The sequence below is a fragment of the Pseudophaeobacter sp. C1-32P7 genome (assembly GCF_041008775.1).
Classification (GTDB): Bacteria; Pseudomonadota; Alphaproteobacteria; order Rhodobacterales; family Rhodobacteraceae; genus Phycobacter; species Phycobacter gallaeciensis_A.
This window is the reverse complement of sequence record NZ_JAXGFR010000020.1, coordinates 1-12,798: the sequence shown is the minus strand read 5'-3', so window position 1 is coordinate 12,798 and position 12,798 is coordinate 1. Positions and strand designations below refer to the sequence as shown.

10 protein-coding genes, 3 tRNA genes and 1 pseudogene are annotated in these 12,798 nt (G+C 59.8%); 9 read left to right on the top strand and 5 right to left on the bottom strand.

All coding sequences use genetic code 11. The annotated features are described in order from the left end of the window. The first annotated feature begins 20 nt into the window (after window positions 1-20). Entirely contained in the window at window positions 21-806 is a 786-nt protein-coding gene (locus SM763_RS20310; RefSeq protein ID WP_347508998.1) for an ATP-binding protein, read from the top strand. A gap of 836 nt (window positions 807-1,642) precedes the next feature. Here SM763_RS20310 and SM763_RS20305 read toward each other — a convergent pair. From SM763_RS20305 to SM763_RS20295, 3 genes and pseudogenes are all read right to left on the bottom strand, one after another. Continuing rightward, window positions 1,643-2,014, bottom strand: a pseudogene (locus SM763_RS20305) (transposase); the annotation flags it as partial. A 129-nt stretch (window positions 2,015-2,143) separates the two neighbouring features. Beyond that, window positions 2,144-2,413, bottom strand: coding sequence for a glutaredoxin family protein (locus SM763_RS20300; RefSeq protein ID WP_274835636.1), 270 nt, complete (start codon window positions 2,411-2,413; stop codon window positions 2,144-2,146). A gap of 126 nt (window positions 2,414-2,539) precedes the next feature. After that, the gene (locus SM763_RS20295) at window positions 2,540-3,865 is read right to left on the bottom strand and encodes an MFS transporter (protein WP_347508997.1); all 1,326 of its coding nucleotides are present in this window, start codon (window positions 3,863-3,865) and stop codon (window positions 2,540-2,542) included. A gap of 156 nt (window positions 3,866-4,021) precedes the next feature. Between SM763_RS20295 and SM763_RS20290 the strand changes: the two genes are divergently transcribed. From SM763_RS20290 to SM763_RS20270, 5 genes are all read left to right on the top strand, one after another. Further along, window positions 4,022-5,020 (top strand): aldo/keto reductase, encoded by a 999-nt coding sequence (locus SM763_RS20290; protein WP_347508996.1) that lies wholly within the window; start codon window positions 4,022-4,024, stop codon window positions 5,018-5,020. Window positions 5,021-5,241: 221 nt separating this feature from the next. Continuing rightward, window positions 5,242-5,318: transfer RNA gene (locus SM763_RS20285), tRNA-Asp, on the top strand. Window positions 5,319-5,399: 81 nt separating this feature from the next. Beyond that, window positions 5,400-5,476, top strand: a tRNA-Asp gene (locus tag SM763_RS20280). Between the two features lie 75 nt (window positions 5,477-5,551). Beyond that, a tRNA-Asp gene (locus tag SM763_RS20275) sits at window positions 5,552-5,628 on the top strand. Between the two features lie 41 nt (window positions 5,629-5,669). Then, entirely contained in the window at window positions 5,670-5,894 is a 225-nt protein-coding gene (locus SM763_RS20270; protein ID WP_065270619.1) for an RND transporter, read from the top strand. Window positions 5,895-6,030: 136 nt separating this feature from the next. On the opposite strand, the gene SM763_RS20265 is transcribed toward SM763_RS20270, so the two are convergent. After that, a complete protein-coding gene (locus SM763_RS20265; protein WP_347508995.1) occupies window positions 6,031-6,909 on the bottom strand; it encodes an alpha/beta fold hydrolase in 879 nt (292 codons plus the stop codon). A 100-nt stretch (window positions 6,910-7,009) separates the two neighbouring features. Then, window positions 7,010-8,401, bottom strand: coding sequence for a M20/M25/M40 family metallo-hydrolase (locus tag SM763_RS20260; RefSeq protein WP_368999576.1), 1,392 nt, complete (start codon window positions 8,399-8,401; stop codon window positions 7,010-7,012). Window positions 8,402-8,786: 385 nt separating this feature from the next. On the opposite strand from SM763_RS20260, the gene hemA reads away from it, so the two are divergent. The 3 genes from hemA (at window position 8,787) to ispG (ending at window position 12,579) form a co-directional block, all read left to right on the top strand. Continuing rightward, complete coding sequence (hemA, locus tag SM763_RS20255) at window positions 8,787-10,010, top strand: 5-aminolevulinate synthase (protein ID WP_347508994.1); 1,224 nt, start codon at window positions 8,787-8,789, stop codon at window positions 10,008-10,010. Window positions 10,011-10,139: 129 nt separating this feature from the next. After that, window positions 10,140-11,351: a helix-turn-helix domain-containing protein gene (locus tag SM763_RS20250; RefSeq protein ID WP_368999575.1), complete on the top strand. Its 1,212-nt coding sequence runs from the start codon at window positions 10,140-10,142 to the stop codon at window positions 11,349-11,351. A 103-nt stretch (window positions 11,352-11,454) separates the two neighbouring features. Further along, window positions 11,455-12,579 carry a flavodoxin-dependent (E)-4-hydroxy-3-methylbut-2-enyl-diphosphate synthase gene (ispG, locus tag SM763_RS20245; RefSeq protein ID WP_347508991.1) on the top strand — a complete coding sequence of 375 codons (1,125 nt, stop codon included), beginning with the start codon at window positions 11,455-11,457 and terminating at the stop codon, window positions 12,577-12,579. The last annotated feature ends 219 nt before the right edge of the window (window positions 12,580-12,798 follow it).

Below are 12,798 nucleotides of genomic sequence, written 5' to 3'. Positions count from 1 at the left end.
CGATTTTCCACGGACACCAAATGAGCTTCATAGACCCAAAACGCGTCAGTGCATCGCGCGCTCTGCAAAACGCACACTACACCTTCCCGCGGGCAGCGATCCTGCGTGAAGCGTTCACCAATTGTGTGACCGACTACTACGTTAAGGCCAGCAACGCTGGGCATTTCGAGGCGCGCGGCTTGATGGTGACCGGAGAATCTAGAGTCGGCAAGACTTCCGAGACAGTCAAACTGGTCGAGGAATTCAATGCCAGCCAGACTGAAATGCCGAACGGGATGCCGGGGAAGATCCTGTACTGCAAGTTGGACGGATCGGTGAGCTGGAAAGACCTTGGCCAGAAAACCCTGGAAAAATTGGGCTATCCTGTGTCGCCGAGGCGGACGCAAAGCGAAATTTGGGGCCTGGTACGTCACCACAGCCGCGAACACGGGGTGATCGGCTTTTACTACGATGAGTGCCAGCATGTTTTCACACCGGGAGCCAAGTCGAACCGGATTTTCCTCGACAGCTTCAAATCACTGATGAAAGAGCCCGAGTGGCCCCTGATCTTGATCCTGTCCGGCGTGCCGGTACTGGCTACTTACGTGAATTCCGAAGAACAGCTCTCCCACCTCTTGGCGCCGGTACATTTTGATGAGATCAGCCTGGGTAAAAGCGCCGACCCCGGCAAGGATCCCGACATGATCGAGTTGAACAACTCGTATATGCTTATGCCGACCATGGAGGGATCAATGTCGACGATCTTGTGGATGTGGATTTTCTGGAGCGGCTGGACTTTGCATGTGCTTCACGCTGGGGGCTCGTGATCGAGCTCTTGATCCGGGCCTTCGGATTGTGCCGGTTTCGCGGCGTGAGTGTTGCGTCGGTAGATATTTTCGCCGAAGCCTATGCGCAAAACTCTCGCCTTCCATTGGAGCTGTCTCCGTTCACTGCGCCAGACTACCGCGACACATTAGACAGCGCCAAACTTATGGAGATGCTGCAAAACGAATAGCAGCATCGCACGATAGATGAGGAACGAAACGGGCTCGCATTCGCGGGCCCTTTTTGTTGCCGTAGGGTGTGCAAGGTTATGCGCCAAGTGTGCAAGGTTATGCCCCACATGGGTTTGGCCTGGTGTCTAAGCTGTTGATATAAAGCCGTTAAATTGGAGGCAAACTTAACCGAATCGGTTGTCTGTGCAAAGAATTGGTTAACTGGCAGAATGTGCCAGTGACCCATAACATTGCACGTTTTGTCGGTTTTCATGCCCCCCCCTGTCAAGAGGGACTTGTGGTCATCGCGTGATTTATCTCAGAACATTGATAATCAATCGTTTTCCATGCTTTCCATAGCAAAGCGACGCTTCACGCCCTTTGAACCTTTAAGACTGGTAAGATCGGCACGACTTCGCTTCGAAGATAGACGGGACCGACATCCCGCCGTCGGGCTCAAATTTTTTGATACCCGACGTCTCCAGAACGGCCAGAATCCTGTTGCGGTGAACGCCGGTTTCCGCCGCCAGTACCGTTAGTGTAGTGAAACGTGCGTTGAACGCTGCGATAGCATCGCGACTCATCCGCCAGATCGGGGCTTTGGTGGCCGAATGCACCACTCTCACCGCAGGCGTGTAGCCCCCTTCTATCATAGCCAGAAACCTGCGCCTGGATTGGTATCTGTGAGAAGCCCGCCCGAAGCCCATGGCCCGACGCTCCGACACCTCGAACACATGCTGATAGTGTCGGACAACCTCGCGACGTCGAACAGGCTTCACCACTTTTTTCGCAGCATCCTGCAGCATCGGCTTGTCCAAAGTCAGATCTGCGACCAGCCGTTTCAGCTTGCCATTCTCGTCCTCGAGCTGCTTCAGCCTTCGGATCTCCGACACACCCATCCCGGCATAAACCTTCTTCCAGCGATAGAACGTCGCTTCGGCGATGCCCAACTTCCGGCATATCTCGCCGACCGTCGTTCCAGCTTCTGCCTGCCTCAATGCGAAGGCAATCTGTTCGTCGTTAAATCGTTTCTTCGGCATCGGTACACTCCTCTGTTGCCAGAAATGTACCCAAAATTTCGCACTCAGCTTGGACCAGTTTCAGGGGGGCAAGACGCCCCCCGCTTTATGCGCGTCTTTGCTCCGCGGGCATGACGGGGGGCTTGTGGATCAGCGTTTCCAGAACCGTTTTGGTTTCGGCTTCTGGGCCTTGAGGTGTTTCTTCAGCTCAGTGAAGCCACCAATTTTCTCCCCGTCAATGAATACAAGCGGCGTTGTAGTGACGTGGTGCTTATCCTTGAAGGCATCCGTTTCCCGGCGGGTGCGCAGCACATGTTCTTCGATATCGAATTTTTCGCGACGCAGCAGATCAAGGGCTGCCGTGCCGAAACCACAGGTGTAATTGGGCAAATCCATGCGATAGATGACGGCTTTGGGCATAGGGGTATCCTTTCTATTCGCGGCGGGTTTCGAATACCGGCATGGCTTGCGCAAGGTCGGGCGGATCACGTTGGCGTGGGGGAGGTGAGTGCGCCGGCTGGGAGCAGCGTGGGGAGCGCCTGATTGTCAGCCGCGCGTCGGCCAGTCGCGGTGCAGATCGTCGATGATGATGGTGTGCTTGTGCGCCTCATCTCCGTGCTCAAGCAGGTGTGGATGATCCGGCGGCAGATCCGCGTGGCTATGGGGTATCTCCGATGGGGCTTGGGCAGGCCAGAGGAAACGGCACAGCAGCAGCCCGACAAAAGAAAGCGCCGCCAGCAGGATCAGCGCCGTGAGCGTGCCAAAGACGGTCATCAGCCAGCCAGACAGCGGATAGGTCAGAAGCCAACAAGCATGGGAGAGGGCAAACTGCGCGGCAAAGATGGCCGGGCGGTCCTCGGCATGGGCAGAGCGGCGCAACAGCCGTCCGGAGGGGGTCATGACCGTCGAATAGCCGATGCCGACCAGACACCAGCTGATCAGCAGCCCGCCCCAGCTGAGGCCCGTAATCGCCACCAGGGCCGCCAGCCCCAGCAATGCCGCAACCAGCAGCCCGGCGCCGGACAGCATGACTGGCCGGTCCGGCACCCGGTCCAGAACGGGCGGCAGCAGCAGCGCCGCCAGCATCGAGCCGAAGCCAAAGGCGAACATCGCCCAGGCCACATTGCTTTCGCTCAGGCCCAACTCTCCGCGCACCAGAACCACCGAGTTCACCAGCACCATGGCTCCGGCCGCCGAGACTGCAAGATTAAGCGCCAGAAGACCGCGCAGCCGCGGCGTGGCCAGATAGATCCGGATCCCTCGGGTGGTGCGGTCGTAGATACCGCGCCGCTGGGTGGATTTGGGGCTGGGCAGCAGCACTGAGACGACAAGCAGGGCCGAGCCGACAAAGCCAGCGACCGTACCAAGGAATAGCGTGTCATAGGCCATAACGGTCAGCAGCAGCGCCGCCAGCGTCGGGCTGACAATGTTTTCCAAGTCATAGGTCAGCCGCGACAGCGACAGCGCCCGGGTATATCGGTCCTCTTCTGGCAGGATGTCCGGAATCGTGGCCTGGAATGTGGGAGTAAAGGCAGCTGATGCGGATTGCAGCAGGAAGATCAGCACATAGACCTGCCAGACCTCGGTAACGAAGGGGAGACACAGGGCCGCTGCCGCCCGCACGAGGTCCAGCGTGACCAGCAGGGCGCGACGGTTCACACGGTCGGCAAAGGCCCCGGCGATGGGTGCAATCCCCACATAGGCGATCATCTTGATCGTGAAGATACTGCCGAGCACCAGCCCCGCGCCGCTGCCCGCCAGATCATAGGCCAGCAGACCCAGCGCAACGGTGGCAAGCCCGGTTCCGATCAGCGCCACGACCTGGGCCAGGAACAGATGGCGATAGGTGCGGTCTGACAGGATGTCGAACATGGGTGTCCTCACGCAGAGCGGGAAATGGCGATGGGCCTGATTCTGCCTGAGCGCTAAGGGGCAGGCAAGAACGACGGGGAAGAGCGTTCGACAAACGGGCTTCTTTTCTGCACCATGCGCTGGACGAACACATAATCGAAGCCGGAAAGAGAGTTCATGAAGCAGCGCAAACTTGGAGCCCAGGGACCAGAGGTCGGATGCATCGGCTATGGCGCGATGTCCTTTTCAGACATGTACGGCCCCACCAATGAGGCCGAAAGCCACGCCATTCTCGACAGCTGCCGGGATCTGGGTGTGACGCTGCTGGACAGCGCCAATATCTATGGCATGGGAAAATCCGAAAACGCCATCGGATCTTACCTGAGCGCCAATCCCGGGGCGCGTGATGAATTTGTGATCTCGACAAAGGCCACGATCACGCGCGATGCCGATGGCAATCGGTGCTTTGATAACTCGGTAGAGCATCTTGAGGCAGAGCTGGACAAATCCCTGCAGCGGCTGGGCGTCGAGTGTGTCGATCTGTTCTATGCGCACCGCCGCGATCCGCGTTTCACGCCCGAGGAAACGGCGGCGAACCTTGGTCGCCTTGTGGAAAAGGGCAAGACACGCGCGATCGGTCTTTCGGAGGTGGCGCCCTCAACCGTGCGGCGAGCGATGACGGCCTTTCCTGTTGCGGCTGTGCAATCGGAATATTCCTTGTCGACCCGGTTCCCCGATCTTGGCCTGGTACAGGCCTGCGCCGAACTCGAGGTGGCTTTTGTGGCTTTCTCGCCGGTGGGGCGCTCCTTGCTGACAGACAACCCGATTCCGAAGGCGCGGATCCCGCAACTGCCGTTCCTTGCTGGCAACCCGCGGTTCATGGAGCCGAATCTGAGTGAGAACCTGCGGATCACCGATAAGTTCCGTGCACTTGCGGCGCAGATGGGGACCTCGGCGGCAGCTTTGGCCAACGCTTGGCTGCTGACTCGCGGCGACCACGTGATCCCGATCCCCGGGACCCGCAGCGTCAAACACCTTGAGGAATGCGTCGCGGGCGCCGATCTGACGCTGACGCCTGAGGACTTGGAGCGGATCGAGACTGTGCTGCCCGTGGGATGGGCGCATGGCGACCGCTATTCGGATGAGCAGTGGATCGGCCCTGAGCGCTATTGCTGATCCGACAGTTACTCTGGTTCACGGCGACGGAGCGAATACGGGTCTTTGGTTCGCGAGTGCGGGGAGGGATAGGGAGCTTTCCTCTTGGTTTCAATGCTTTACATCTGGGAATGAATTTTTTTGGCCGAAAGCGGATAAAATGACAAAACACCGCTTGACGATACCCGAGGCCTGGGAATATTACACCCCAACGTTCGGCAGAGATGCTGAACGGGCAGCGAGCGGTTGTAGCTCAGTTGGTTAGAGTACCGGCCTGTCACGCCGGGGGTCGCGGGTTCGAGCCCCGTCAACCGCGCCACTGCTGCCTGCCCGCCTTGGGCAATACCAGGGTCCGCTCCGGATGGGGGATGCCGAAAGGCAGATGATATGAGATCCATGCGCGGTTGTAGCTCAGCTGGTTAGAGTACCGGCCTGTCACGCCGGGGGTCGCGGGTTCGAGCCCCGTCAACCGCGCCACTTATAAGTCTGGTCCCATGTAACAATGGGAATTCCCGAAATGGGACCGGTCGGGACGCCTTATATAGGCCATGCGCGGTTGTAGCTCAGCTGGTTAGAGTACCGGCCTGTCACGCCGGGGGTCGCGGGTTCGAGCCCCGTCAACCGCGCCACTTCCTTTTTCCTCGAAAAATCAGGACTAGATGCGCGCGTCATGAAACTGCTGGATTCCATCGACTGGACGACTGCGATCATTGTCGCGCTACTTCTGGGGCTGGCGCCTTTCTTCCCCGAACCGCACCTGTGGGAAAAGCTCAGGATGCTGTTTGCAGGCGAATTGCAGCGCGCCCTCGACTGGTTCGATCTGCTGATGCACGGCGCCCCCTTGGTGCTGCTGGTGCTCAAGGCCGCAAGAGACCTGCGCGCACGCAAGGGGTAGGCTGCCTGCAGAGCGGGGTATTGGCAGTAAGGGTGGGCGGCCGCGCTGTGCCTTCTATCATCGGCCAAGGCCGCGAGAGTCTGCACAGGCTCAGTGCCCATGTAGCCGACACCATCGGTGCCAAGATCACCGGATGTCAGAACGCTGGTTGTTCACTGAGAAAGTCCATGAGCGCTTCCGCGGTTTCCGATGGGTGCTGGTCCACGAAGAAATGCCCGCCCGGAATGGCCGCAGCGCGCATGTTGGCTAGGCGGGGCGCCCAGGTCGCCTCCACATCGTATTGTTTCGCCATAGCGCCGGTGGCGCCATAAAGGACCAGCGCGGGGCAGGAGACCTGACAGTTCAGATCAGCGGCATCTAGCGCGAAATCCACATCGATTGCGGCGCGGTAATCGTTGCACATCGCGTGGATGCACGCCGGATCACGCCAGCTCTTGCGGTAGGCCTCCAGCGCCTCGGCCGGGAAATCCTCCAGCGTCGCGCCGCCCCAGCCCAACAGGCAGCTTTCAAAATAGTAGTCCGGGTCCGCCCCGATCATCCGCTCGGGAAAGGGCGCGGGCTGCGCGAGAAAGAACCAGTGATAATAAGCGCGGGCGACCTCTTGGTGCAGATCACCCAGCAGCAGGTGGGTGGGGACGATGTCCATCACCGTTAGGCTAGCAACGGCGTTTGGGCTATCAAGCGCCATCCGGTGCGCCGTGCGTGCGCCGCGGTCATGACCGACGAGGTGAAAGCTCTCATGGCCCAAAGAATGCATCAGTGCCACCTGATCGGCGCCCATCTCGCGAAAGCTCATCGCGGTCATGTCGCCTGGTTTGCTGCTGTCGCCATATCCGCGCAGATCGGCGGTCACCACGGTAAACTGTTCGGCAAGGCGTGGTGCCACGGTATCCCACATGGCGCGGGTTTGCGGGAACCCATGCAGCAGCAGAACGGCAGGTCCGCTGCCTTGGTGGGTGTAGGCAATCGCCTCGCCGTTCACCTCGGCGCGGCCCGTTTCGATTTCTGATGCCATCCAGCTGACCTCCCTGAGTGGTGTGACGTCCCTGAATGAGGGATGCCCGGCCCACAGGGCCGGGCGTGGCGGGGAGCCGCCGCTCCCCTATCTTGGCCCCTTACGACTTGGTCAGAGCCTCCAGAACCCGCGCCCAGGAGCGGATGCCTTTGTGAAAGCTCTTGAGGTCGTATTTCTCGTTCGGGGAATGGATCGCGTCATCTTCATTGGCAAACCCGATCAGCATCGATTCCATGCCGAGAATGGATTTGAAGAAACCCGCGATCGGGATCGATCCGCCCATGCCGCAGAAGACCGCCTCGCGCTCCCATTCGTCGCTCAGCGCGCCGCGGGCGGCGGTGAATTCGGGGCGGGTGATATCCATCACCGAAGCACGCGATCCTTCCAGATCGTTGTCCCAGACCACCTTGCAGTCGGGTTTCAGGCGATCTTCGATATGCTTGCGGATTTTCAGGCGCAGCGCGTCGGGGTCCATGTCCCCCACCAGACGGCAGGTAATCTTGCAATGCGCTTCGGAGGGGATCACGGTTTTCGATCCGGCGCCATTATAGCCGCCCCACAGTCCGTTGACCTCCAGCGTCGGGCGCGCCCATTGCTGCTCTAGGATGCTGCGGTCCTTTTCGCCATGGGCCTGGGTGTAACCGGCGTTGCCAAGGTAGTCGTCTGCATCAAAACCGCAGCCTTCCCACTGGCGCATCTGGTCCTCGGGCACCTCTTTCACGCCCTCATAGAAGCCTTCGACGGCGATCTTGCCGGTTTCCTCGTCATAGAAAGAGGCGACGATGCGGCTGATTTCGCGCAGCGGGTTGAGGCCCGGGCCGCCGTAGTGCCCCGAATGAAGGTCGATGCGCGGGCCGACCAGGGTGAATTCATCCTTCAGCATCCCGCGCAGCTGCGAGGCGATGGAGGGCACGCCGCGCGACACCATGGAGGTGTCACAGATCAGCGCGATATCCGCTTTCAGCTCTTCGGCGTGCTCTTTCATGAAGGGCACCAGCGACGGCGAGCCCGATTCCTCTTCGCCTTCGAAGAAGAAGGTGATGCGGCAGGGCAGGGAGCCGTGGATCGCCTGCCAGGCGCGGCAGGCTTCGACAAAGGTCATCAGCTGGCCCTTGTCGTCGGATGCGCCACGGCCTCGGATGACGGTGCCGTTTTCGGTCTCTTCCAGTTGCGGCTCGAACGGCGGTGTCTTCCACAGGTTCAGCGGATCGACCGGCTGCACGTCATAGTGGCCGTAGAACAGGACATGCGGCGCGTCCTTGTTTTCCTGCCCCACGTGGCCCACCACCATAGGGTGGCCGGGGGTTACGCGCTTTTCGGCGTCGATGCCGATGGATTTGAGATCTGCCACCAGCCAGTCAGCCGCCTTTTCGCATTCTGCCTTGTAGGCCGGGTCGGTCGAGACGGACTGGATCCGCAGAAGGTCCAGCAGCCGGTCCGTTGCTGCGTTCACATCGGCGTCGATCCAGTCCAGCACTTCATTCAATGACATGTCTCACTCCTGCGTTCTGATTATGGTTTGTGATGATTTGTCGCGGACCGTAGCAGCGCCGTCAAAGAGGCGCCAGTGGGGAAGCTGGACGAGGGGATGAACCGCCATAGCCGGCTGTCCATGCAGGTATTTTCCAAAGTTTCCGATCCTCTATGACCGGCGCCTTTCAGCGCCCCGGGGCACGCAATTGTCAGGAAATAGCCGCCCGCGCCGGGTTGTGGGCTCAGTTGCTTAGGTCTATTTGACCTGCATCAATGTTGCGCAACATGCCTTTTGCGTAAGCAGTTGATCAAAATCGGCGTCTAGGGTAGTTATTCATAAATGTGAATGGGACTGCCTTCGCGCCAGCGCCCTGGGTGCCAGACTTACAGCTATGGAGATGCCGGTGGACTATACCGCGAAACTCGACGCAGCGATTGAAAGCCTTCACGAAGAAGGCCGCTACCGGACCTTCATCGATATCGAACGAAAGAACGGACAGTTCCCGCATGCGGTCTGGACCCGTCCCGATGGCAGCGAAAGCGATATCACCGTCTGGTGCGGTAACGATTACCTTGGCATGGGGCAGCACCCGGTGGTTCTGGCCGCGATGCATGAGGCGATCGATGCAACTGGCGCAGGCTCCGGCGGAACCCGCAACATCTCGGGCACCACCGTCTATCACAAACGCCTAGAGGCTGAACTGGCGGATCTGCACGGCAAGGAGGCATCCTTGCTGTTCACCTCGGCCTATGTGGCGAATGACGCAACGCTTTCGACCCTGCCCAAGCTTTTCCCTGGTCTGATCATCTATTCCGATGCGTTGAACCATGCTTCGATGATCGAAGGCGTGCGCCGCAACGGCGGGGCCAAGCGTATCTTCCGGCACAATGACGTGGCTCATCTGCGCGAACTGCTGGAAGCAGACGATCCGGAGGCGCCCAAGCTGATCGCCTTCGAATCGATCTACTCCATGGACGGCGATTTAGGTCCCATCGAAGAGATTTGTGATCTGGCCGATGAATTTGGCGCGCTGACCTATCTCGACGAAGTGCATGCGGTGGGGATGTACGGCCCACGCGGCGGCGGCGTCGCCGAGCGTGACGGTCTCGCAGACCGTATTGATATCATCAACGGCACTCTGGCCAAGGCATATGGTGTGATGGGTGGTTATATCGCGGCTTCGGCCAAGATGTGCGACGCCATCCGCTCTTATGCGCCCGGCTTTATCTTCACCACCTCGCTGGCCCCGACGGTTGCAGCCGGGGCGGCGGCCTCGGTGGCTTTCCTCAAGACCGCGCCCGAGCTGCGCGAGAAGCATCAGGAACAGGCAAAGATCCTGAAAATGCGCCTCAAGGGGCTGGGCCTGCCGATTATCGATCACGGTAGCCACATCGTGCCGGTTATCGTCGGCGACCCGGTTCACACCAAGAAGTTGAGCGATATGCTGCTGTCGGATTTCGGCATTTATGTTCAGCCGATCAACTTCCCCACCGTCCCGCGCGGCACCGAACGGCTGCGGTTCACCCCGTCGCCGGTGCATGGACCGCTGGAAATCGACGCTTTGGTCAAGGCAATGGACGGTCTTTGGTCGCATTGTGCGCTGAATCGCGCCGAATTGGCCGGGTAGTGCACAGTTCTGTGTTCAAAACTGTTGAGTGTGTTATCGTTTCATCAACGGATTGGTCAGCTTGAGTCGTTAGGGTGATTCTGCAGACATCAAAATCCGGTTGCGGCAGGTAAAGATGGGACAGCAGGCATGATCGGGCGCCTTACTCAGCGCAAATCAAAAGAGCAGGGTGAGCCATCCGCGCCCAAAAGTTTTGACGACTTTGAGCTGCGGCTTGGCGACATGATGCGCGGCGAGCGCGCAACCATGGGGAAATCCCTGCTTGATGTGCAACGAGAGTTGCGCATCAAGGCGTCTTACATCGCTGCGATTGAAAATTCCGATCCTTCAGTTTTTGACACGCCCGGCTTCATCGCCGGGTATGTGCGCTCTTACGCGCGCTATCTGAACATGGATCCCGAAGAGGCGTTTGAGACCTTCTGCCGCGAAAGCGGCTTTACGGTTGCCCACGGCATGTCGGCCGAGGCCTCGGTGCGTAAGGCAAAGGTTGCACCCGGTGCACAAGCGGCAAATGCCAGTGGGCTGGGCAGCGACCCGTTCACCTCGCCCAATACGCCTTTTGCCCCCTCTGCGGGTGGTCTGTTCAGCCATGTGGAGCCACGCGCCATCGGATCGCTGATGGTGCTGGCGGCGCTGATCACTGGCATCGGCTACGGCGGCTGGAGCATCCTGAAAGAAGTGCAGCAGGTGCAGTTCGCACCGGTCGATCAGACGCCGCTTGTGCTGGCGGATGTGGACCCGCTGGAAGGCGCGCAGCTGAACCTGGCGAATGCGGATACGGATCCTGCGGCAGCGGCGCTGGACCGGCTCTATCGCCCCCAGGCGCTGGATGTTCCGGTTCTCGAAGCCCGGGACGCGCCGATTGCAACACTTGATCCGCGCACCTTTGGCAACTTTGCCGAACCCGATCTGCCATCCATCCAACTGGCGGAGGCCAGCCTGCCTGCGGACATCGCCGGGCAGCAGCTGACGGTACCGCAGGTCGTCGAAGAGGTGGCGCCAAGCGCGGAAATGCTTGCCGTACGTCCGGCATGGGTCGAGGTGACCGCCGCGGATGGCAGCGTCATCTTCGAAGGGATCATGGAGCCGGGCGACCGGTTCGAGATTCCACTGACCGAAGTTGCACCGACCCTGAAGACCGGGGAAAGCAGCGGCATCTATTTTGCCGTCAATGGACAGCATTTTGGTCCCGTGGGCCAGCGTGGACGGGTGACCAAGAATGTCGATCTGTCCCCGGATGCGATTTCGGGCCGGTTCGAGGTTGCCGATCTTGAGGATGACCGCAACCGCGCCCTTGCGACCCTGGTGGCGCAGCAGCAGGTCGACGGCGCGCAGGACTGATCCTTTTTCCGCTTTTACTGTGTCTGACCTCGCCTGCCATTGCAGACGCGGCCCACAGCACGTATCTACCGGCTGAGGAGCAGGACCATAGGGGACGGACCGCATGTCGCTGAATCACATTCGACCCTGGCGCCATATCGAGCGCCGCAAGAGCCGCCAGATCCATGTAGGGAACGTGCCGATTGGCGGGGATGCGCCCATCGCTGTGCAGACCATGACCAATACGCTGACCACCAATGTCGCTGCGACCATCGCCCAAGTGCAGGCCGCCGCGGAGGCGGGCGCGGATCTGGTGCGCGTCTCGGTCCCGGATGAGGCTTCGTCCAAGGCGCTGAAGGAAATCGTGCGCGAAAGCCCGGTGCCCATCGTTGCGGATATCCATTTCCACTACAAACGCGGGATTGAGGCAGCCGAGGCAGGCGCCGCCTGTCTGCGCATCAATCCCGGCAATATCGGCGATGAAAAACGCGTCGCCGAAGTGATCAAGGCCGCCCGCGACCACAATTGTTCGATCCGGATTGGCGTCAACGCCGGCTCATTGGAAAAACACCTGCTCGACAAATACGGTGAGCCGTGCCCCGAAGCGATGGTCGAAAGCGGTCTCGATCATATCCGCATCCTGCAGGATCACGATTTCCACGAGTTCAAAATTTCGGTGAAGGCCTCTGATGTCTTCATGTCGGCAGCCGCTTATCAGCAACTGGCCGAGGCGACAGATGCGCCGATCCACCTTGGGATTACCGAGGCAGGGGGCTTTGTCTCCGGAACCATCAAATCGGCCATCGGTCTGGGACAGCTTTTGTGGATGGGCATTGGCGATACGCTGCGGGTCAGCCTCTCTGCCGATCCGGTCGAAGAGGTGAAGGTCGGCTTTGAGATCCTGAAATCGCTGGGCCTGCGGCACCGCGGCGTCAATATCATCTCTTGTCCCTCCTGCGCGCGGCAGGGGTTCGACGTGATCAAGACGGTTGAAGCGCTGGAAGAGCGACTGGCCCATATCCACACCCCGATGAGCCTGTCGATCATCGGCTGCGTCGTGAATGGTCCGGGTGAGGCGTTGATGACCGATGTTGGCTTCACCGGCGGTGGGGCCGGGGCCGGGATGGTCTATCTGGCGGGCAAGGCCAGCCACAAGATGAGCAATGAAGAGATGGTCGACCATATCGTTGAACAGGTCGAACAGAAGGCTGCAGAAATCAACGCGGCTGAGGCAGCCGCCGCGGAATAAGCAGAGGGCCCGATACCGGTGCAATATGCAGGACTAACAAAAACGGGGCGCCAAGGGCGCCCCGTTTTGCGTTTCAGTGCGTTTCAGTGCGTTCCTCGGGTGTGACTCTTCACGATAAATGGCACTGATATTTGCACGCTAATTGGCACTCTCGGTGCGTTGGAGGGTGCGGTAGATCGTAGGCCGCGAGACGGCAAATACATCTGCGAGATCGCTGAC